Origin of the sequence: Pseudomonas sp. LAMO17WK12:I5, from assembly GCF_900215165.1 — a bacterium.
Taxonomy (GTDB): domain Bacteria; phylum Pseudomonadota; class Gammaproteobacteria; order Pseudomonadales; family Pseudomonadaceae; genus Aquipseudomonas; species Aquipseudomonas putida_A.
The window spans coordinates 134,885-157,131 of the sequence record NZ_OBDS01000006.1 but is presented as its reverse complement, the minus strand read 5'-3'; the positions used below and the strand labels follow the sequence as shown (position 1 = coordinate 157,131).

The following is a 22,247-nucleotide window of genomic DNA, read 5'->3' as shown; positions in this document are numbered from 1 at the left end:
AAAAAGGAAGACGATCAAGGATGTCGCACTCTTTTGAAACGAGTCCCGGCGGTCGCTGTTTACCTTAGTTCATGCAATGGTCGCTGAACGAACCTGAACAAACGCTGAAACGTAATAGCTAAACACCCACCAAATATGACCAGAACCGCACAATGCGTCATATCTTAGCCGCAAGCCGACCTGAACGAAATGCCCTTTTCAGAGCCTCGGACTCAGACCGCAGCGGCAAGATCCGGCTTGTCGCCGAGCAACGGCGTCTGCTGATCATTCAGCCAGCGCGCCACTAGCGGCCAGACCTCGGCCTGCGCCGCCTTGCTCACCAACATCTCGACATGCCCGAAGTTGTCGCTGAAGCCCTGCTCGCGCCCCAGATTGACGAACTGTTTGTGCTCGGAGCCGATCTGCTCGAACAGTTTGCGACAGGCCCATGCCGGATCCTGATGATCGCCCGCCGCGGTCACTGCCAGCACCGGCACCTGAACCTCGGCCAGGCCGGCCCACCAGTCCTTGTCCTTGTCGCCAAAACGCCCGAACAAGCCGTACCAGCGCATGCTTTCCAGCGCCAGCCCGATCGGCTCGTCTTCCGGGCCGCGCTTGAGGCGTGAGCCGGACAACTGCGCGAAACGCTTGAGAATGAAGCGCCCGCTCCACTCCACCGGTGGAATCTTCAGCGGCCAGTACGTGCGACTGACCTGCGTGCCGAAAAACGCCGCCGAGGCCACGGCCGGCTCGCCGAGGTATTCGCCACCCAGCGCCGCCGCCAGCGTGATGCCGCCCAGCGAATGGCCGATCCAGTGCGGCACCTGCCCGCTCTGCTCGCGGACGAACGCGGCAATCGCCGGCAGATCGTAACGGGCGTAGTCAGCCACGCGGTTGCGCCGGTAGTCCTCGTTGCGCTGCGACAGGCCGTGACCGCGCATCTCCGGGATCCACACGTCGAAACCCAAGCGCGTCAGGTACGCACCCAACCCGAGGCCCTTGGGGGAAAACCAGAAGCGCCGATTGGAAAAACTGCCGTGCAACAAAATCACCGGCACGCCGCGCGGTGTCGTATCGTCGGCCATGCCCAAACGGGTAACGGCGATTTCCACGGACCAGTCGGGACTGTTGCCGGGTTTGAGTCGATACACGTCTTCGCTCAGATCACCGCGTCGTTCGGCGCTGATCAGGGCGACAGGAAACAGGTTGCTGCTGCTTTGCATAATGCTCTTGCACAAAAAAGGGCGGCATCTACAGGAGCCCGCCCTACTTCAATCTCAAAGCCCCCAACCTTTGTGGGAGCGGGCTTGCTCGCGAAAGCGGTGTATCAGCCAAAATTTTAGGCGGATCTTATTCCGTCTTCGCGAGCAAGCCCGCTCCCACAGGGGAGGATGGCCGTTCACATATGGATCAAGCCTGGGCCTGGCCTTCGGCGAGGAAGAACCAGGTTTCCAGCACGGAGTCCGGGTTCAGCGACACGCTTTCGATGCCCTGCTCCATCAGCCATTTGGCCAGATCCGGGTGGTCCGAAGGGCCCTGACCGCAGATGCCGATGTATTTCCCGGCCTTGTTGCACGCGGCAATCGCGTTGGCCAACAGCTTCTTCACCGCCGGATTACGCTCGTCGAACAGGTGCGCGATGATCCCGGAGTCACGGTCCAGGCCCAGGGTCAGCTGAGTCAGGTCGTTGGAACCGATCGAGAAACCGTCGAAGAATTCGAGGAATTCTTCAGCCAGGATCGCGTTGGACGGCAGTTCGCACATCATGATCACGCGCAGGCCGTTGTCGCCACGGGCCAGGCCGTTTTCGGCGAGCAGATCGACCACCTGACTGGCTTCGCCCAGGGTACGGACGAACGGCACCATGATTTCGACGTTGGTCAGGCCCATCTCGTTGCGCACGCGTTTCAGCGCGCGGCATTCGAGTTCGAAGCAGTCACGGAACGATTCGCTGATGTAACGCGAAGCACCACGGAAGCCGAGCATCGGGTTTTCTTCTTCCGGCTCGTACAGCTTCCCGCCGATCAGGTTGGCGTATTCGTTGGACTTGAAGTCCGACAGACGCACGATGACCTTCTTCGGCCAGAACGCAGCAGCGAGGGTGCTGATGCCCTCCACCAGTTTTTCGACGTAGAAGCCGACCGGATCGTTGTAACCGGCGATGCGCTTGTCGACGCTGTCCTTGATTTCCTGCGGCAGGCCGTCGTAGTTCAACAGCGCTTTCGGGTGTACGCCGATCATGCGGTTGATGATGAATTCCAGACGGGCCAGGCCGACACCGGCGTTCGGCAGCTGCGCGAAGTCGAAGGCGCGGTCCGGGTTGCCGACGTTCATCATGATCTTGAACGGCAGCTCCGGCATGGCGTCGACGGAGTTCTTCTTGACGTCGAAGCCCAGCTCGCCTTCGAAGATGTAACCGGTGTCGCCTTCGGCGCAGGACACGGTCACACCCTGACCATCTTTCAACAGTTGGGTGGCGTTGCCGCAGCCCACGACCGCTGGAATCCCCAGTTCACGGGCGATGATCGCCGCGTGGCAGGTACGGCCGCCACGGTTGGTGACGATGGCGCTGGCGCGTTTCATCACCGGTTCCCAGTCCGGGTCGGTCATGTCGGAGACCAGCACGTCGCCGGCCTGGACTTTGTCCATTTCCGAGACGTCCTTGATGATCCGCACTTTGCCGGCGCCGATGCGCTGGCCAATGGCACGACCTTCCACCAGCACGGTGCCGGTTTCTTTCAACAGGTAACGTTCCATGACGTTGGCCTGGGTGCGGCTTTTCACGGTTTCCGGACGGGCCTGCACGATGTACAGCTTGCCGTCGTCACCGTCTTTGGCCCACTCGATGTCCATCGGGCAGCCGTAGTGCTTCTCGATGATCATCGCCTGCTTGGCCAGCTCGCTGACTTCGGCGTCGGTCAGGCAGAAACGCGCGCGTTCGGCCTTGTCGACATCGACGGTCTTCACCGAACGACCGGCCTTGGCCTCGTCGCCGTAGATCATCTTGATGGCTTTGCTGCCGAGGTTGCGGCGCAGGATCGCCGGGCGACCGGCTTCCAGGGTGCCTTTGTGCACATAGAACTCATCCGGGTTCACCGCGCCTTGAACAACGGTTTCGCCCAGACCGTAGGCGCCGGTGATGAACACCACGTCACGGAAACCGGATTCGGTATCGAGGGTGAACATCACGCCGGCGGTACCGGTTTCCGAACGCACCATGCGCTGCACGCCAGCCGACAGGGCGACCAGTTTGTGGTCGAAGCCCTGGTGCACGCGGTAGGAAATCGCCCGGTCGTTGAACAGCGAAGCGAACACCTCTTTGGCGGCGCGGATAACGTTTTCCACGCCACGGATGTTCAGGAAGGTTTCCTGCTGACCGGCGAACGAGGCGTCCGGCAAGTCTTCGGCGGTGGCGGAAGAACGCACGGCCACGGCCACGTCAGGGTTACCGGCCGACAGCGCGGCGAACGCGGTGCGGATCTCGGTATTGAGTTTTTCAGGGAATTCGGCGTCCATGATCCATTGACGGATCTGCGCACCGGTCTTGGCCAGTGCATTGACGTCATCGACGTCCAGGGCGTCGAGAGCCTTGTGGATCTGGTCGTTGAGGCCGCTCAGTTCGAGAAAGTCGCGATAGGCCTGCGCGGTGGTGGCAAAGCCGCCGGGGACCGACACACCGGCACCCGCCAGGTTGCTGATCATCTCGCCCAGGGATGCGTTCTTGCCCCCCACATGCTCAACATCGTGTTTGCCGAGCTTATCGAGGGAAACTACGTACTCTACCAAGGTGATCTCTCCACTAACTGTGTTGGAAAAGCTCAGAAACCGGCGGCTCGGGGGAGCGTGGGCCGGCTGTATGGCCTGGACCTGGAAAATAAGTGAGAATGCGGGCCAATGGCGGCCGGCAAATCGCGCCTATCATATCCAGAAATACTCTTTAGCTTAAGGCCCAAGGTGCAAATGAAACGATCTGCTTTCTTTATCTCCGATGGCACCGGCATTACCGCCGAAACCCTGGGTCAAAGCCTTCTGGCGCAGTTCGAAAACATTACCTTCACCAAGCTCACGCGGCCGTATATCGACAACGCGGACAAAGCGCGGGCCATGGTACAACAAATCAACAAAGCCGCTGAAACCGACGGCTTCCGTCCGATCATCTTCGACACCATCGTCAATCAGGACATCCGTGAGATTCTCGCAACGTCCAATGGTTTCATGATCGACATTTTCTCGACCTTCCTCGCCCCGCTCGAACAGGAACTGACCGAGCATTCTTCCTACACCGTCGGCAAGTCCCACTCGATCGGGCACAACTCCAATTACATGGAGCGCATCGAGGCGGTGAACTTCGCCCTCGACAACGACGACGGCGCGCGCACCCACTATTACGACAAGGCCGACCTGATACTAGTGGGCGTGTCGCGTTGTGGTAAGACGCCGACGTGTCTGTACATGGCGATGCAGTTCGGTATCCGCGCGGCCAACTACCCGCTGACCGAAGACGACATGGAGCGTCTGACCCTGCCGACCGCCCTGCGCGCCCATCAGCACAAGTTGTTCGGCCTGACCATCGACCCGGACCGCCTCACCGCGATCCGCAACGAGCGCAAGCCCAACAGCCGCTATTCGAGCTACGCCCAGTGCGAATTCGAAGTGCGCGAAGTGGAAAACCTGTTCCGCCGCGAGAACATCCCGCACATCAACTCCACACATTTTTCGGTGGAAGAGATTTCGGCGAAGATTCTGGTGGAGAAAGGTGTGGAGCGGCGTTTCAAATAGATTGGCGGCGTCTGCTTTGGCGCCTTCGCGGGCAAGCCCGCTCCCACAGGGTTTCAGAGTGTTCATGCATGTTGTGCCAGGCACAAAACCTTGTGGGAGCGGGCTTGCTCGCGAAGGCGGCGGCACATTCAGCATTGATGTTGCCTGACGCACCGCTAGCGTGAGCAGGCTCACGCCCGCAATGGGTCTTCAATGCTCGCGTTGTCAAATCGCAAACAGGTCGATGAAACGATTCACGGGGGTCGCTTCAAGCTTCGCCTGATCCTTGCACAACGCGAAGATCTCGTTGCTGCGCTGCCCGGTGAATCGTGTCAGCAGATTCGCCCTGAACTTGTCCTCCAGCAACGGGATGCCATCGGCGCGGCGGCGACGGTGGCCGATCGGGTATTCCACCACCACGTTCTCGGTGCTCGAGCCATCCTTGAAAAACACCTGCACCGCGTTGGCAATCGAGCGCTTGTCGGCCTCCAGATACTCGCGGGTGAAACGCGGGTCTTCGACGATGACCATCTTCTCGCGCAGCACATCGATGATCGGGTGCGCAGCGTGGAAGTCGTCCTCGTACTGTTCGGCCAGCAGATTGCCGAATGCCAGCGGCACGGCGGTCATGTACTGGAGGCAGTGGTCGCGGTCGGCGGCGTTGGCCAGCGGCCCGACCTTGGAAATGATGCGAATCGCCGACTCATGGGTGGTGATGACGATGCGGTCGATTTCATGCAAGCGGTTGCGCACCAACGGATGCAAGGTCACCGCTGCTTCGCAGGCCGTTTGCGCATGGAACTCGGCGGGGAAGCTGATCTTGAACAGCACGTTTTCCATCACGTAACTGCCGTAGGGCCGCGAGAAGCTGAAGATGCGCTTGCCCTCCGGCTTGAGCGCCAGATCGTTGTTGGTGTGGCTGAACGATACGTCGTAGAAGCCCCACTGTTTGGCCGTCAACACCCCGGGAATGCCCATCTCGCCACGCAGGGCGATGTCGGCCAGACGCACACCGCGGCTGGTCGCATCCCCCGCCGCCCAGGACTTGCGCGACCCGGCGTTCGGCGCATGACGATAAGTGCGTAGCGCCTGACCATCGGCGAAGGCATGGGACAACGCCGACAGCAGTTGCTCGCGATTGGCCCCCATCAGTTTGGCGGTGACGGCGGTCGAAGCGACTTTCACCAGCAGCACGTGGTCTAGGCCGACGCGGTTGAACGAGTTTTCCAGAGCGATCACGCCTTGGATCTCGTGGGCCATGATCATCGCTTCAAGTACATCGCGAATCGTCAGCGGCTTCTCACCATTGGCAACGCGTTTTTGCGACAGGTGATCGGCCACCGCGAGAATTCCGCCGAGGTTGTCCGACGGATGCCCCCATTCGGCCGCGAGCCAGGTGTCGTTGTAATCGAGCCAGCGCACGATGCAGCCGATGTCCCACGCGGCTTTCACCGGGTCGAGGCGATAGGAAGTGCCCGGCACCCGCGCCCCGAACGGCACCACGGTGCCTTCGACAAGTGGGCCAAGGTGTTTGGTGCACTCGGGGAAGCGCAGCGCCAGCAGGCCACAGCCGAGGGTATCCATCAGGCAGTTGCGGGCGGTGTCGAGGGCTTCGGCAGATTCGACGTTGAAGGTGAGGACGTAATCGGCGATGTCCTGCAGGACACGGTCGTAGTCGGGGCGATTGTTCTGGTCGACGTTGGCGCTCATGTTCGATTCACTCTGGCAGTGGTTCGTTGATGGGACCTCGGTTCAGGCTGATTTCTTATATTTGAAATGCAATTCCCTGTGGGAGCGGGCTTGCTCGCGAAGGCGTGGTGTCAGTCGACATCATTTTTGCCTGGTGCGCCGCCTTCGCGAGCAAGCCCGCTCCCACAGTTTTGTTCGGTGTAGTGTCAGAAGGAGTCGCCTGGGATGCGTACGTAGCCTTCCATGAGGACGCGGGCACTGCGGCTCATGATGGCTTTTTTCACCACCCACTCACCGTTTTCCAGACTGGCCTCGGCTCCGACACGCAAGGTCCCGGACGGATGGCCGAAGCGCACTGCCGTGCGTTCAACGCCACCGGCGGCGAGGTTCACCAGGGTGCCGGTGATCGCTGCAGCGGTGCCGATGGCCACGGCGGCAGTACCCATCATCGCGTGGTGCAACTTGCCCATCGACAACGCACGCACCAGCAGATCCACATCAGCGGCAGCAATTGCCTTGCCGCTGGACGCTATGTAATCCGCAGGCTTGGCGACAAACGCGACTTTCGGCGTGTGCTGTCGCTTGGCCGCTTCGTCCAGATTCGAAATCAGGCCCATGCGCAACGCACCGTAGGCGCGGATGGTTTCGAACATCTGCAAGGCTTTCGGGTCGCTGTTGATCGCGCTTTGCAGCTCGGTGCCGGTGTAGCCGATGTCTGCGGCGTTGACGAAAATCGTCGGGATCCCGGCGTTGATCATGGTCGCCTGGAACGTGCCGACACCCGGCACCTCAAGCTGATCGATCAGGTTGCCGGTGGGGAACATCGAACCGCCGCCGCCCTCTTCTTCCGCCGCCGGGTCCATGAACTCGACCTGCACTTCGGCGGCCGGAAAGGTCACGCCGTCGAGTTCGAAATCACCGGTTTCCTGCACCTCGCCGTTGGTGATCGGCACGTGGGCGATGATGGTCTTGCCGATGTTGGCCTGCCACACGCGCACCACCGCCACGCCGTTGTGCGGAATGCGGCTGGCCTCCACCAGACCGTTGCTGATGGCGAACGAACCGACCGCAGCCGAGAGGTTGCCGCAATTGCCGCTCCAGTCCACGAACGGCTTGTCGATGGAGACCTGACCGAACAGGTAATCGACGTCGTGATCGGCCTTGCTGCTTTTCGACAGGATCACGGTTTTGCTGGTACTTGAGGTGGCACCGCCCATGCCGTCGATCTGTTTGTCGTACGGGTCGGGGCTGCCGATCACCCGCAGCAGCAAGGCATCGCGGGCCGGGCCGGGGATCTGCGCGGCTTCGGGCAGATCCTTGAGGCTGAAGAACACGCCTTTGCTGGTACCGCCGCGCATGTAGGTGGCGGGGATTTTGATCTGCGGTGCGAACTTAGCTGCGTGAGCCATGGTGCTCCTTATCCGCAAACGCGGGTCAACCGACCCGCGCTCGCACTACGTGATTTAAACGGCAACCGCCGACTCTTCGAGGAAGTCCTGGGCGAAGCGCTGCAACACGCCGCCGGCCTCGTAGATCGACACTTCTTCAGCGGTATCCAGACGGCAGGTCACCGGCACTTCAACGCGCTCGCCGGACTTGCGATGGATCACCAGCGTCAGGTCCGCGCGCGGGGTGCGGGCGCCGATCACGTCGTAGGTTTCGCTGCCGTCGATGGCCAGCGTGTGACGGTCGGTGCCCGGTTTGAACTCCAGCGGCAACACGCCCATGCCCACCAGGTTGGTGCGGTGGATGCGCTCGAAACCTTCGGCGACGATCGCTTCGACACCCGCCAGACGCACGCCCTTCGCCGCCCAGTCGCGGGACGAACCCTGACCGTAGTCGGCGCCGGCAATGATGATCAGTGGCTGCTTGCGCTCCATATAGGTTTCGATGGCTTCCCACATGCGCATCACTTTACCTTCCGGCTCGACCCGCGCCAGCGAACCCTGTTTGACCTTGCCGTTTTCCTGAACCATTTCGTTGAACAGTTTCGGGTTGGCGAAGGTCGCGCGCTGCGCGGTCAAGTGGTCGCCACGGTGCGTGGCGTACGAGTTGAAGTCCTCTTCCGGCAGGCCCATTTTCGCCAGGTATTCGCCGGCGGCGCTGTCGAGCATGATCGCGTTGGAGGGCGACAGGTGATCGGTGGTGATGTTGTCCGGCAGCACCGCCAGCGGACGCATGCCCTTCAGCGGCCGCGCACCGGCCAGCGCACCTTCCCAGTACGGTGGACGGCGGATGTAGGTGCTCATCTCGCGCCAGTCGTACAGCGGCGTGACTTTCGGGCCGGTGTCTTCGTGGACGGCGAACATCGGAATGTAGACCTGACGGAACTGCTCCGGCTTGACCGACGACTTCACCACCGCGTCGATTTCTTCGTCGCTAGGCCAGATGTCTTTCAGGCGGATTTCCTTGCCGTCGACCATGCCCAGCACATCCTTTTCGATGTCGAAACGAATGGTCCCGGCAATGGCGTAAGCGACCACCAGCGGCGGCGACGCGAGGAACGCCTGTTTGGCGTACGGGTGAATTCGGCCGTCGAAGTTACGGTTGCCGGAGAGCACGGCCGTCGCATACAGATCGCGGTCGATGATCTCTTGCTGGATCACCGGATCGAGGGCGCCGGACATGCCGTTGCAAGTGGTGCAGGCAAACGCGACGACGCCGAAACCGAGTTGCTCCAGCTCGGTGGTCAGCCCTGCCTCGTCGAGGTACAGCGCCACGGTTTTCGACCCCGGTGCCAGCGAGGATTTGACCCACGGCTTGCGGGTCAGGCCTAGCTTGTTGGCGTTGCGCGCCAGCAGACCGGCGGCGATCACGTTGCGCGGGTTGCTGGTGTTGGTGCAACTGGTGATGGCGGCGATGATCACCGCGCCATCAGGCATCTGCCCCGGCACGTCATCCCACTGCCCGGAGATGCCTTTGGCCGCCAGATCCGCTACCGCCACACGGGCGTGCGGATTGCTCGGGCCGGCCATGTTGCGCACCACCGACGACAGATCGAAGGTCAGGCCACGCTCGTATTGCGCGCCTTTCAGGCTGTCGGCCCACAGGCCGTTGAGTTTGGCGTACTGCTCGACCAGTTGCACTTGCTGGTCTTCGCGACCGGTGAGTTTCAGGTAGTCGATGGTCTGCTGGTCGATGTAGAACATCGCTGCGGTGGCACCGTATTCCGGGGCCATGTTGGAGATGGTCGCGCGGTCGCCGAGGGTCAGCGCCGAGGCACCTTCGCCGAAGAACTCCAGCCACGCGCCGACGACTTTCTGTTTGCGCAGGTATTCGGTCAGCGCCAGCACCATGTCGGTGGCGGTGATGCCGGGTTGCAGCTTGCCGGTCAGTTCGACGCCGACGCTCTCCGGCAGGCGCATCCACGAGGCGCGGCCGAGCATCACGCTCTCGGCTTCGAGGCCACCGACGCCGATGGCGATCACGCCCAGCGCATCGACGTGCGGGGTGTGGCTGTCGGTGCCGACGCAGGTGTCGGGGAACGCCACGCCATCGCGCACCTGAATCACCGGGGACATTTTCTCCAGGTTGATCTGGTGCATGATGCCGTTGCCCGGCGGGATCACGTCGACGTTCTTGAAGGCCTTTTTGGTCCAGTTGATGAAGTGGAAACGGTCTTCGTTGCGCCGGTCTTCGATGGCGCGGTTCTTCTCGAACGCCTGCTTGTCGAAACCGCCCGCTTCTACCGCCAGCGAGTGGTCAACGATCAGTTGCGTCGGCACCACCGGGTTGACCTGCGCCGGGTCACCACCCTGCAGGGCGATCGCGTCACGCAGGCCGGCGAGGTCGACCAGTGCGGTCTGGCCGAGAATATCGTGGCACACCACACGCGCCGGGAACCACGGGAAGTCGAGGTCGCGTTTGCGTTCGATCAGTTGTTTCAGGGAATCGGTGAGCGTGGCCGGGTCGCAGCGACGCACGAGGTTTTCCGCCAGCACGCGGGAGGTGTACGGCAGGGTGTCGTAGCTGCCGGGCTGAATCGCCTCGACCGCCGCACGGACGTCGAAATAATCCAGGGAACTGCCGGGCAGGTTTTTGCGGAATTCTGTGTTCATCGGGTCAGGACTCGGGTCACGGTAGTTTCAAAGGGTGGGCAGACGCCCGACTCAAGATTCACACCGTCCCTTGTAGGAGTGAGCCTGCTCGCGATAGCGGTAGATCAGTCGACATCAATGGTGAATGTCAGTCCGTCATCGCGAGCAGGCTCACTCCTACAGGGATTTGTGGTGGCTTCAAGGATCGGGTCAGCCCACCATTCAGCGACGTTCGATTGGCACGAACTTGCGCTGTTCGACGCCGACGTACTCGGCGCTTGGACGGATGATGCGGTTGTTGGCGCGCTGTTCGAACACGTGCGCGGCCCAGCCGGTCAGGCGCGAGCAGACGAAGATCGGGGTGAACAGCTTGGTCGGGATGCCCATGAAGTGGTACGCCGAGGCATGGTAGAAGTCGGCGTTGGGGAACAGTTTTTTTTGCTCCCACATGGTCTTGTCGATGGCTTCGGAGACCGGGAACAACACCTTGTCACCGACTTCGTCGGCGAGTTTTTTCGACCAGCCCTTGATCACCTCGTTGCGCGGATCGCTGTCCTTATAGATCGCGTGGCCGAAGCCCATGATCTTGTCCTTGCGCTCGAGCATGCCGAGGGTGCCTTTGATCGCCTCTTCCGGCGACGAGAAGCGCTCGATCATTTCCATTGCCGCCTCGTTGGCGCCGCCATGCAGCGGGCCACGCAGCGAACCGATAGCCGCAGTGACGCAGGAATACAGGTCGGACAGGGTCGATGCGCAAACGCGAGCGGTAAACGTCGAGGCGTTGAATTCGTGTTCGGCGTAAAGAATCAGCGACACATTCATCACTTTGACGTGCAGTTCGCTCGGCTTCTTGTCGTGCAGCAGGTGCAGGAAGTGGCCGCCGATAGTCGGCTCGTCGCTAACGCAGTTGATGCGTTTGCCGTCGTGACTGAAGCGATACCAGTAGCACATGATCGCCGGGAATGCGGCGAGCAGACGGTCGGTCTTGTCGCGCTGTTCGGAGAAGTCTTTCTCCGGCTCGAGGTTGCCGAGGAACGAGCAACCGGTGCGCATCACGTCCATCGGGTGGGCGTCGGCGGGGATGCGTTCGAGCACTTCTTTCAGTGCCTGCGGCAGGTCGCGCAGCTTGCTCAGCTTTTGCTGGTAGGCATCGAGTTGTGCACGGATCGGCAGTTCGCCGTACAGCAGCAGGTAAGCCACTTCTTCGAACTGCGCGTCTGCTGCCAGTTCACGCACGTCGTAGCCGCGATAGGTCAGCCCGGCACCGGCCTGGCCCACGGTGGACAGTGCGGTTTGCCCGGCAACCTGGCCCCGGAGCCCGGCGCCACTGAGTACTTTTGCTTCGGCCATTGCTGTCTCCAGTTTTCTTGAATTTGTAGGGGAAACGTGTGGGAGCGGGCTTGCTCGCGAAAGCGCTGGATCAGTCGACATCAATGTTGGATATCAGTCAGTCTTCGCGAGCAAGCCCGCTCCCACAGGGTTTAATTCAGCCTTTCTTTTGTGCAAACAACGCATCAAGCTTCTGCTCGAACGTGTGGTAATCGATGCGATCGTAAAGCTCCATGCGCGTCTGCATGGTGTCGATGACATTCTGCTGGGTGCCGTCGCGGCGGATCGCGGTGTAGACGTTTTCCGCTGCCTTGTTCATCGCGCGGAACGCCGACAGCGGGTACAGCACCAGCGACACGTCGGCGCCGGCCAGTTGCTCGGTGGTGTACAGCGGAGTGGAGCCGAACTCGGTGATGTTGGCGAGAATCGGCGCTTTCACCCGGTTGGCGAACAGCTTGTACATCTCCAGCTCGGTGATGGCTTCCGGGAAGATCATGTCGGCGCCGGCCTCGATGCACGCCGCGGCGCGATCAAGCGCCGACTCCAGACCTTCCACCGCCAGCGCATCGGTGCGCGCCATGATCACGAAGCTGTCGTCGGTACGGGCATCGACGGCGGCTTTGATGCGGTCGACCATTTCCTGCTGGCTGACGATTTCCTTGTTCGGCCGGTGGCCGCAGCGCTTGGCGCCGACCTGGTCTTCGATGTGAATCGCCGCCGCGCCGAACTTGATCATCGACTTCACGGTGCGCGCCACGTTGAACGCCGACGAGCCGAAACCGGTGTCGACGTCCACCAGCAGCGGCAGGTCGCAGACGTCAGTGATGCGCCGCACATCGGTCAGCACGTCATCCAGGCCGGTGATGCCCAGGTCCGGCACGCCGAGCGAGCCTGCGGCCACCCCGCCACCGGACAGGTAGATCGCCTTGAAACCGGCGCGCTTGGCCAGCAGCGCGTGGTTGGCGTTGATCGCGCCGACCACCTGCAATGGGTGCTCGCTGGCGACCGCATCGCGGAAACGCTGGCCTGGAGTGTTCTGCTTGGAACTCATGACTCACCTCGTTCAGTGGCTGTCTTATTGTCGGCGCCGTCCTGGTAATGACGGGCGATGTTGCGTTTCGAGGCGCCGATGTGGCGGCGCATCAACAATTCCGCGAGTTCGCCGTCACGGTCGGCGATGGCATCGAGAATCCGGTGGTGTTCGGCGAAGGCCTGACGCGGGCGGTTGGGCGTGGTGGAAAACTGGATGCGGTACATGCGCACCAGTTGGTACAGCTCGCCGCAGAGCATCTGGGTCAAGGTGCGGTTGCCGCTGCCCTGGATAATCCGGTAGTGAAAGTCGAAATCGCCTTCCTGCTGGTAATAGCCGACCCCGGCCTGGAACGCCGCGTCGCGCTCGTGGGTTTCCAGCACCCGGCGCAGTTCGTCGATTTCTTCGACGCTCATGCGTTCGGCCGCCAGCCGACAGGCCATGCCTTCAAGGGATTCGCGGATTTCGTAGAGTTCGAGCAATTCGGCGTGGCTGAGCGACACCACCCGCGCGCCGACATGCGGTACGCGCACCAGCAGTCGCTGACCTTCAAGCCGATGAATGGCCTCGCGCAGCGGCCCGCGACTGATGCCATAAGTGCGCGCCAGCTCGGGTTCGGAGATCTTGCTGCCTGGGGCGATCTCGCCTTTGACGATGGCCGCCTGGATGCGCCGGAAGACGTTTTCCGAGAGCGTCTCGGAATCGTCGCCGCTGATGACCGGGGGATCGAGTTGATCCAGCATGATTGTCGACACCTTTAAATCCAATGCGGCAAAAACTAGCCAATTAGCCGGCATCAGTCAAAGGATAAATGGATATTGTCGACAATCGTCTAATAGCCCTAGGCAATCTCCCACAGGATTACCCAAGGGGTATAGACCGGCGGGAGCGCTGGCGCCATAAAACCACCGTGCTAGAATGCCGCCCGCATTTGCTGGCCATTTGTACGGCTTGTCATAAAAAGCTGATAGGCACACGAAGGAGCTTGCGCAGTATTGCCAGGAACCTGAACCGAAAACGGAACGCTGCGCACCAGGATTTATGAGACTCAAGCCCTTCCCCACATTTTTTGCGCTGTTTTGCCTGCCCGGCCTCGCCGCGGCGGGGGAAAAAACCGTGTACGGCCTCAACGAATACGCATCGCTTGACGGCATCAATCTGCAAGTCGCGGCCAAACTCGACACCGGCGCCAAAACCGCCTCGCTGAGTGCCCGCGACATCAAACGCTTCAAACGCAACGGCGAGTCCTGGGTGCGTTTCTACCTGGCGATCGACGCGGCGCATTCGCACCCGATCGAGCGGCCGCTGGCCCGGGTCAGCAAGATCAAACGCCGCGCCGGCGACTACGACCCGGAAGAAGGTAAAAAGTACACCGCGCGCCCGGTGATCGAGCTGGATATCTGCATGGGCACGGCGTTGCGCAGCATCGAAGTGAACCTGACCGACCGAAGTGCGTTCCAATACCCGCTTTTGATCGGCTCCGAAGCCTTGAAACGCTTCGACGCGCTGGTCGACCCCAGTCTTAAATACGCTGCCGGCAAACCCGCCTGCACCATCGCCGCTCATACCGCCGAGTAATTTCCATGCGTTCTCTAACCTTCCACCTGAAAATCCTGATCACCATTCTGGTGCTCTTGGGCGTTTCGGTTACGGCCTATCAGATTTTCGTGCTCGGCATCCCGGTGACCGAAGACGCCACCGACGACTTGTGGAACATCGACGCCAAAGTCGAGTTCGTCGCCAGCACCAAGGACCCGGTGAAGGTCCAGATGTTCGTGCCACCGCTGAGCCGCGATTACGTCAGCCTCAACGAAAGCTTTATCTCCAATAATTACGGCGTGGCGGTCAACCGTGTCGACGGCAACCGCAAGGTCACCTGGTCGGCGCGCCGGGCCAAGGGCAACCAGACCCTTTATTACCGTCTGGTGCTGACCAAGCGCTACACCGCGGAAAAATCCAAGATCAAAGGCCCGACCTTCCGCGACAGCATCGCCATCGAAGGCCCGGAAAAAATCGCCGCCGAAGCCCTGCTCGCGCCGATCCGCCAGCACTCGGCCGACGTCGAAACCTTCATCGGCGAAGCGATCAAACGCGTCAACAACGCCAACGATGACAACGTCAAACTGCTGCTGGCCGGCGACCCGTCGACGCCGCACAAGGCGAAGATCGTCGAACTGCTGCTGTCCATCGCTCACGTGCCGGTAGAAAAAGTCCACACCATCCGCCTCGTCGCCGATCAACCGCAAACCCCGGAACTGTGGCTGCGCAGTTTCAACGGCAACGACTGGCTGTACTTCAACCCGGAAACCGGCGAGCAAGGCCTGCCGACTGACCGTTTGCTTTGGTGGACCGGTGATGAAAACCTGATCACCATCGAGGGCGCGAAGAAAGCCAACGTGACCTTCAGCCTGAACAACAGCGAGATGAACGCGATTCGTCTGGCCAAGCTGACCGACGAAAACACCGACGCCAACTTCCTCGAATACTCGCTCTACGGCCTGCCGCTGCAGACCCAGCAGACGTTCATGATCATGGTGATGATCCCGATCGGCGTGCTGGTGATCCTGATCCTGCGCAACCTGATCGGCCTGCAGACCCTCGGCACCTTTACCCCGGTGCTGATCGCCCTGGCCTTCCGCGAAACGCAACTGGGCTTCGGCATCCTGCTGTTTACCGTGATCACCGCGCTGGGCCTGTCCTTACGCTCGTACCTGGAACACCTGAAGCTGCAGATGCTGCCGCGCCTGTCGGTGGTGTTGACCTTCGTGGTGGTGCTGATTGCCGCCATCAGTCTGTTCAGCCATAAACTCGGCCTGGAGCGCGGTTTGTCGGTGGCGCTGTTCCCGATGGTGATTCTGACCATGACCATCGAACGCCTGTCGATCACCTGGGAAGAACGCGGCGCCAGCCATGCCATGAAAGTGGCGATCGGCACCCTGTTCGCCGCCTCGCTGGCACACCTGATCATGACCGTGCCCGAGCTGGTGTACTTCGTGTTCACCTTCCCGGCGATCCTGCTGATTCTGGTCGGCTTCATGCTGGCGATGGGTCGCTATCGCGGCTACCGCCTGACCGAACTGGTGCGTTTCAAGGCTTTCCTGAAGAAGGCTGACGCCTGATGTTCGGTTTCTGGAAGACCTGGAAGGCCCTGGAGGCACGGGGCATCATGGGCATCAATCGGCGTAACGCCGACTACGTGCTCAAGTACAACAAGCGCAGTCTGTACCCGATCGTCGATGACAAGATCATCACTAAGGAGCGCGCGATCGAGGCCGGCATTCATGTGCCGGAACTGTACGGCGTGATCTCCACGGAGAAGGAAATCGACAAGCTCGACGAGATCATCGGCGGGCGCAACGACTTTGTGATCAAGCCGGCCCAGGGTGCTGGCGGTGACGGCATCATTGTCATCGCTGACCGCTTCGAGGGCCGCTATCGCACGGTCTCGGGCAAGATCCTTGCCCATGAAGAACTCGAACACCACATCTCGAGCATCCTCACCGGCCTGTATTCGCTGGGCGGCCACCGCGACCGCGCACTGATCGAATACCGGGTAACTCCGGACCAGATCTTCAAGAGCATCAGCTACGAAGGCGTGCCGGACATCCGCATCATCGTGCTGATGGGCTATCCGGTGATGGCCATGCTGCGCCTGCCGACCCGTCAGTCCGGCGGCAAGGCCAACCTGCACCAGGGCGCCATCGGTGTCGGTGTCGATCTGGCCACCGGCCTGACCCTGCGCGGCACCTGGCTGAACAACATCATCAACAAACACCCCGACACCACCAACGCGGTGGACGGCGTGCAACTGCCCTACTGGGACGGTTTCATGAAACTCGCCGCCGGCTGTTATGAGCTGTGCGGCCTGGGCTACATCGGTGTGGACATGGTGCTGGATCAGGAGAAAGGCCCGCTGATTCTCGAGCTGAACGCGCGGCCGGGGCTGAATATCCAGATTGCCAACGATTGCGGGCTGACCCTGCGTACGCATGCGGTCGAGGCGCATCTGGAAGAGCTGAAGGCACGCGGGGTGACGGAGTCGGTCGAGGAACGGGTGGCGTTTACTCAGGAGATGTTTGGGCATATTCCGGCGGTCGAGGGCTGATCCAGCACTGAGGCGCGGCTATCGCGAGCAGGCTCACTCCTACAGGGGAACGCATTCCAAATTGTAGGAGTGAGCCTGCTCGCGATAGCGGACTTACCGCCACTACAAGACTCAACCCTGCCCCCAATCTGCTCATCCCCGACATCCCCTCTAGGAGCAATTCCCGCAGAGGACTACAATCCCCACCCCGCCTCGATGGCCGATCTGCCCCGCCCATGTTGACCTGTTCCGTACACCCGCTACCCTACCGCGCCAACCCCGCCGACTACTTCGCGGCCATCCGCCATGCGCCCGGCGCCGTGCTGCTCGACAGCGGTCGGCCGAGTGCTGACCGTGGCCGTTATGACCTGCTCAGCGCCTGGCCGCTGGAACAACTGGCGGTGTTACCCGACGAAAGCGGCAGCATTTTCCTGCAACGCCTGCGCGATAATCTGAGCCGTCTGGGCGAAGCGCAGCTGCCTGGCGAATATGACCTGCCCTTCGCTGGCGGCCTGATCGGCTATCTGAGTTATGACTTTGGCCGACATCTGGAACATCTGCCGAGCCAGGCCCTGGACGATCTGCAACTGCCCGACGCGCGGTTCGGCCTGTACGACTGGGCGCTGATCAGCGACCACCAGACCGCCACCAGCCAACTGATATTTCACCCGTCACTGGCCGACAGCGAGCGGCAACGACTGATCGCGCTGTTCAGCCAACCGACTTCAGCGCCGCTGACGCCGTTCAAGCTGGACACCCCGATGACCGCCGATCTGTCGGCCGATGACTATCGCCAGGCGCTGGAACGCATTCATCAATACATCCAGGCCGGCGACTGCTATCAGGTCAACTTCGCCCAGCGTTTCCGCGCACCGTGTCAGGGCGATCCGTGGCTGGCCTATTGCGCGTTGCGCGAGGCCTGCCCGACGCCGTTTTCCGGTTTCCAGAGCCTGCCCGACGGCGACGCGGTGCTGAGCCTGTCGCCGGAGCGCTTCGTAAAAGTCAGCCAGCGTCAGGTGGAAACCCGCCCGATCAAAGGCACCCGCCCGCGCGGCCTGACGCCTGCCGAAGACGCCGCCAACGCCGCCGAACTGCTGGCCAGCCCCAAGGATCGCGCAGAAAACCTGATGATCGTCGACCTGCTGCGCAACGACCTCGGCCGCACCTGCCGGATTGGTTCGGTGCGGGTGCCGGAGCTGTTCAGCCTGGAAAGCTATCCCAACGTGCATCACCTGGTCAGCAGCGTGACCGGCGAACTGGCCGAGGATCGCGATGCGCTGGATCTGATTGCCGGCAGTTTCCCCGGCGGCTCGATCACCGGCGCACCGAAGATCCGTGCGATGCAGATCATCGATGAACTGGAACCGACCCGGCGCGGTTTGTATTGCGGTTCGTTACTGTACCTGGACGTACGCGGCGAGATGGACAGCTCCATCGCGATTCGCAGTCTGTTGGTCAAGGATGGGCAAGTGTGTTGCTGGGGTGGCGGCGGGATCGTGGCCGATTCGGACTGGCAGGCGGAGTATCAGGAGTCGATTACCAAGGTCAGAATCCTCCTCGAAACCCTGCAAAACCTTTAAAAGCTTGAAAGCTTCGCGAGCAGGCTCGCTCCCACATTAGGAATGCATTTCCCTGTGGGAGCGAGCCTGCTCGCGAAAGCGTCCTTCCAGACGACTACAAACTCAACGCTCTGTTAGAAGCTTTGAGGAATTCCTGCTTCAACTCGACAAACGTATGCACCGCCGGAAACTGCGGGAACTCGCGAATCACGTTGTCCGGCGCATGGAACAGAATCCCCGCGTCCGCCTCGCCGAGCATGCTCGTGTCGTTATACGAATCCCCCGCCGCAATCACCCGGTAGTACAGGCTCTTGAACGCCAGCACCGACTGACGCTTGGGATCTTTCTGACGCAATTGATAGCCGGTCACCCGCCCGCTGTCGTCCGTGATCAGGCGATGGCAGAGCAAGGTCGGGAAGCCCAGTTGCCGCATCAGCGGCTGGGAGAATTCGTAGAAAGTGTCCGAGAGAATCACCACCTGAAAGCGCTCGCGCAGCCAGTCGACGAACTCCACCGCGCCGTCCAGCGGCTTGAGGGTGGCGATCACTTCCTGGATGTCCGAGAGCTTCAGGCCGTGCTCGTCGAGGATGCGCAGGCGCTGCTGCATCAGCACGTCGTAATCGGGAATGTCCCGGGTGGTGGCCTTGAGGGATTCGATTCCGGTTTTTTCGGCGAAGGCGATCCAGATTTCCGGCACCAGTACCCCTTCAAGATCCAGGCAAGCAATTTCCACAAGACACTCCCGTTTGTAGTGATTATTGAGTCGAGCGAGCCCGAACTCTAGCGACTCCCTCGCCACCGCGCAACGCAGCGGGCGCCCCCTATCCCGCCGCTTTTTGTTAACATCGCCGCCATATAGAGCGCCCAGCGCCACCGACCTGTAGGAAGCCGCCCTGATGAGCCCAACGTTCGATGTCGTGGAACTCGCCACGACCTATGCCAACAAATCCGCCCAGGACATCCTGAAACTCGCGTTCGCCGAGTTCGGTGACGAGCTGTGGATATCTTTCAGTGGTGCCGAGGATGTGGTGCTGGTGGACATGGCCTGGAAGCTGAACAAGAACGTCAAGGTGTTCAGCCTCGACACCGGCCGCCTGCACCCGGAAACCTATCGCTTCATCGATCAGGTGCGCGAGCACTACAAGATCGATATCGAACTGGTGTCGCCGGACTACACGAAGCTGGAACCGTTCGTGAAGGAAAAAGGCCTGTTCAGTTTCTACAAGGACGGCCATGGCGAATGCTGCGGCATCCGCAAGATCGAACCGCTGCGCCGCAAACTGTCTGGCGTCAAAGCCTGGGCCACCGGCCAGCGCCGCGACCAGAGCCCGGGCACCCGCAGCGCCGTGGCGGTGCTGGAGATCGACACCGCGTTCTCCACGCCCGAGCGCACCCTGTACAAGTTCAACCCGCTGGCACAGATGACCAGCGAAGAGATCTGGGGTTACATCCGCATGCTCGAACTGCCGTACAACAGCCTGCATGAACGCGGCTTCATCAGCATCGGCTGCGAACCGTGCACCCGCCCGGTGCTGCCGAACCAGCACGAGCGCGAAGGCCGCTGGTGGTGGGAAGAAGCGACGCAGAAAGAGTGCGGGCTGCATGCGGGGAATATCATCAGCAAGGCCTGATTTCCAATTCCAGTGACATCCTCTGTGGGAGCGAGCCTGCTCGCGAATGCGTAGTCTCAGTCGACATCTTCGTTGACTGATCCAACGCATTCGCGAGCAGGCTCGCTCCCACATTTTTCAATTGCGCCACCTTAAAAATGTGTACACACGAATGTCACCATCGGTGCCATTTATGTGTGCACTTTTTGCTTTCACGCCCTGAAAAGTTACATCCCTGCTGAATTCCCCTGCGCTCCGCCACCTCCGCAAAATCCCTCGCAAAAAATAAATACCTGTTCAATCGGTCAATTTATAACCACTGATTTTCAGTCACTTAGCGCTCATCGATAACTTTTCGAAATGAGCACAGCGCTGCATAGATCGCTGACTGGCACAGATCTGGCTTTGGTGCATACATGTTTTGTATACAAAACTGCAAAACATCAATCCACACTTTCGATCCGCAAGCCTGAAGCGCCCTATCCCGTACAGGCTGCAGATGCCCCGTAACCAGTGATGTCTGCTGGCCGCGACGAAGATTTGTCGAGCCCTGAGCTCATGCACAGTCATCGCGGCCCCGCCCATCAGGAGCCTGCCGGAATGCGTACAAGTCTCTCCAACAACATCGCGCTGAATCTGCCCGCCTCTGCCCTCGACCAGCCATTGCCCGACGCGGGTCTGGCTCAACCGTTACAACTCAGCCCGCGCCTGCACAACAGCGACCTGGCACCGACCCGCGCCGAAGGTCGGCGCTGGGGCAAATACAGCATCTTCGCCCTGTGGACCAACGATGTGCACAACATCGCCAACTACTCGTTCGCCATCGGGCTGTACGCCCTGGGCCTGGGCGGCTGGCAGATTCTGCTGTCGCTGGGGATCGGCGCGGCGCTGGTGTACTTTTTCATGAACCTGTCCGGCTACATGGGGCAGAAAACCGGGGTGCCGTTTCCGGTGATCAGCCGGATCAGTTTCGGCATCCATGGCGCGCAGATTCCGGCGTTGATTCGCGCGGTGATCGCCATCGCCTGGTTCGGCATTCAGACGTATCTGGCGTCGGTGGTATTTCGTGTGCTGCTGACGGCGATTCACCCCGGGTTCGCCGATTACGACCACAACTCGATTCTCGGTCTGTCGACCCTGGGCTGGGTGTGTTTCGTGGCGATCTGGTTCGTGCAACTGGCGATCCTCGCTTACGGCATGGAAATGGTCCGTCGCTACGAAGCGTTTGCCGGCCCGGTGATTCTGCTGACCGTCGCCGCCCTCGCCGCGTGGATGTACACCCAGGCCAACGCGACCATTGCCTGGTCGATCCGCGAACCGCTGAGCGGTGGCGAAATGTGGCGCAACATCTTTGCCGGCGGCGCCTTGTGGCTGGCGATCTACGGCACGCTGATCCTCAATTTCTGCGACTTTGCGCGTTCTTCGCCGTGCCGCAAGACCATCAAGGTCGGCAATTTCTGGGGCCTGCCGGTGAACATTCTGGTGTTCGCCGCTATCACTGTCCTGCTCTGCGGTGCGCAATTTCAGATCAACGGACGGATCATCGAAAGCCCGACCGAAATCATCGCCTCGATCCCCAACACGTTCTTTCTGGTGCTCGGTTGCCTGGCGTTCCTGATCGTCACCGTGGCGGTGAACATCATGGCCAACTTCGTCGCCCCGGCCTTCGTCCTCAGCAACCTGGCGCCGAAGTACCTGACCTTCCGCCGCGCCGGGCTGATCAGCGCGACCATCGCCGTGCTGATCCTGCCGTGGAACCTCTACAACAGCCCGCTGGTGATCGTGTACTTCCTCTCCGGCCTCGGCGCCCTGCTCGGCCCGCTGTACGGGGTGATCATGGTCGACTACTGGTTGATCCGCAGAGGCCGGATCAACGTCCCGCAGTTGTACAGCGAAGACCCCGACGGCGCTTATTACTACAGCCACGGAGTGAATTTCCGCGCGGTGGCGGCGTTCATTCCGGCAGCGTTGATCGCCATCGTCCTGGCGCTGGTGCCGGGCTTCCACAGCATCTCGCCGTTCTCCTGGCTGGTGGGCGCCGGCATTGCCGCGATGCTCTACCTGATCATCGCCAAACGTCAGCCGCACTACGCCGACATCAGCGGCGAATCGATCGCCGTCGACAACGTCAGCCATTAACTTCCTCGCGGCCCGGATTTGGGCCGCTGAACT

Annotated in this window: 16 protein-coding genes; 7 read left to right on the top strand and 9 right to left on the bottom strand. The window is 61.1% G+C overall.

Annotation, left to right across the window (positions count from 1 at the left end):
* Positions 1–212 precede the first annotated feature (212 nt).
* Entirely contained in the window at positions 213–1,202 is a 990-nt protein-coding gene (locus CRO59_RS12240) for an alpha/beta fold hydrolase (protein WP_027613293.1), read from the bottom strand.
* Positions 1,203–1,389: 187 nt separating this feature from the next.
* Positions 1,390–3,765 carry a phosphoenolpyruvate synthase gene (ppsA, locus tag CRO59_RS12235; protein ID WP_096797095.1) on the bottom strand — a complete coding sequence of 792 codons (2,376 nt, stop codon included), beginning with the start codon at positions 3,763–3,765 and terminating at the stop codon, positions 1,390–1,392.
* Between the two features lie 174 nt (positions 3,766–3,939).
* Between ppsA and CRO59_RS12230 the strand changes: the two genes are divergently transcribed.
* A complete protein-coding gene (locus CRO59_RS12230; RefSeq protein ID WP_007960912.1) occupies positions 3,940–4,758 on the top strand; it encodes a pyruvate, water dikinase regulatory protein in 819 nt (272 codons plus the stop codon).
* A gap of 204 nt (positions 4,759–4,962) precedes the next feature.
* Here CRO59_RS12230 and prpD read toward each other — a convergent pair whose 3' ends face one another.
* The 6 genes from prpD to CRO59_RS12200 all read right to left on the bottom strand — a co-directional run bounded on the left by prpD (position 4,963) and on the right by CRO59_RS12200 (position 13,562).
* Positions 4,963–6,447: a 2-methylcitrate dehydratase gene (gene prpD / locus CRO59_RS12225; protein ID WP_097087601.1), complete on the bottom strand. Its 1,485-nt coding sequence runs from the start codon at positions 6,445–6,447 to the stop codon at positions 4,963–4,965.
* A gap of 185 nt (positions 6,448–6,632) precedes the next feature.
* Complete coding sequence (gene prpF / locus CRO59_RS12220; RefSeq protein ID WP_097087599.1) at positions 6,633–7,835, bottom strand: 2-methylaconitate cis-trans isomerase PrpF; 1,203 nt, start codon at positions 7,833–7,835, stop codon at positions 6,633–6,635.
* 54 nt (positions 7,836–7,889) lie between these two features.
* The gene (acnD, locus tag CRO59_RS12215) at positions 7,890–10,484 is read right to left on the bottom strand and encodes a Fe/S-dependent 2-methylisocitrate dehydratase AcnD (RefSeq protein ID WP_097087598.1); all 2,595 of its coding nucleotides are present in this window, start codon (positions 10,482–10,484) and stop codon (positions 7,890–7,892) included.
* Positions 10,485–10,685: 201 nt separating this feature from the next.
* Positions 10,686–11,813 carry a 2-methylcitrate synthase gene (prpC, locus tag CRO59_RS12210; RefSeq protein ID WP_097087596.1) on the bottom strand — a complete coding sequence of 376 codons (1,128 nt, stop codon included), beginning with the start codon at positions 11,811–11,813 and terminating at the stop codon, positions 10,686–10,688.
* 136 nt (positions 11,814–11,949) lie between these two features.
* Positions 11,950–12,843 carry a methylisocitrate lyase gene (prpB, locus tag CRO59_RS12205; RefSeq protein WP_007960897.1) on the bottom strand — a complete coding sequence of 298 codons (894 nt, stop codon included), beginning with the start codon at positions 12,841–12,843 and terminating at the stop codon, positions 11,950–11,952.
* Entirely contained in the window at positions 12,840–13,562 is a 723-nt protein-coding gene (locus CRO59_RS12200; protein WP_169432611.1) for a GntR family transcriptional regulator, read from the bottom strand. The genes prpB and CRO59_RS12200 overlap by 4 nt, the downstream gene beginning before the upstream one ends.
* Before the next feature lie 301 nt (positions 13,563–13,863).
* Between CRO59_RS12200 and CRO59_RS12195 the strand changes: the two genes are divergently transcribed.
* The 4 genes from CRO59_RS12195 (at position 13,864) to pabB (ending at position 18,486) form a co-directional block, all read left to right on the top strand.
* Positions 13,864–14,400, top strand: coding sequence for an ATP-dependent zinc protease (locus CRO59_RS12195; RefSeq protein ID WP_025110318.1), 537 nt, complete (start codon positions 13,864–13,866; stop codon positions 14,398–14,400).
* Positions 14,401–14,405: 5 nt separating this feature from the next.
* Positions 14,406–15,941: an inactive transglutaminase family protein gene (locus CRO59_RS12190; protein WP_007960894.1), complete on the top strand. Its 1,536-nt coding sequence runs from the start codon at positions 14,406–14,408 to the stop codon at positions 15,939–15,941.
* The gene (locus CRO59_RS12185) at positions 15,941–16,927 is read left to right on the top strand and encodes an alpha-L-glutamate ligase-like protein (RefSeq protein WP_097087594.1); all 987 of its coding nucleotides are present in this window, start codon (positions 15,941–15,943) and stop codon (positions 16,925–16,927) included. Before CRO59_RS12190 ends, CRO59_RS12185 begins: the two co-directional genes overlap by 1 nt.
* A 215-nt stretch (positions 16,928–17,142) precedes the next feature.
* A complete protein-coding gene (gene pabB / locus CRO59_RS12180) occupies positions 17,143–18,486 on the top strand; it encodes an aminodeoxychorismate synthase component I (protein WP_097087593.1) in 1,344 nt (447 codons plus the stop codon).
* Positions 18,487–18,580: 94 nt separating this feature from the next.
* Here the strand turns inward: pabB and thrH are convergent, their stop codons facing one another.
* Positions 18,581–19,198 carry a bifunctional phosphoserine phosphatase/homoserine phosphotransferase ThrH gene (gene thrH, locus CRO59_RS12175; protein ID WP_096797103.1) on the bottom strand — a complete coding sequence of 206 codons (618 nt, stop codon included), beginning with the start codon at positions 19,196–19,198 and terminating at the stop codon, positions 18,581–18,583.
* A 163-nt stretch (positions 19,199–19,361) separates the two neighbouring features.
* Here thrH and CRO59_RS12170 point away from each other — a divergent pair, with 163 nt between their 5' ends.
* Both CRO59_RS12170 and CRO59_RS12165 read left to right on the top strand, forming a co-directional pair.
* Positions 19,362–20,096 (top strand): phosphoadenylyl-sulfate reductase, encoded by a 735-nt coding sequence (locus tag CRO59_RS12170; protein WP_003223260.1) that lies wholly within the window; start codon positions 19,362–19,364, stop codon positions 20,094–20,096.
* A 579-nt stretch (positions 20,097–20,675) separates the two neighbouring features.
* Positions 20,676–22,214 (top strand): NCS1 family nucleobase:cation symporter-1, encoded by a 1,539-nt coding sequence (locus tag CRO59_RS12165; protein WP_097087591.1) that lies wholly within the window; start codon positions 20,676–20,678, stop codon positions 22,212–22,214.
* The last annotated feature ends 33 nt before the right edge of the window (positions 22,215–22,247 follow it).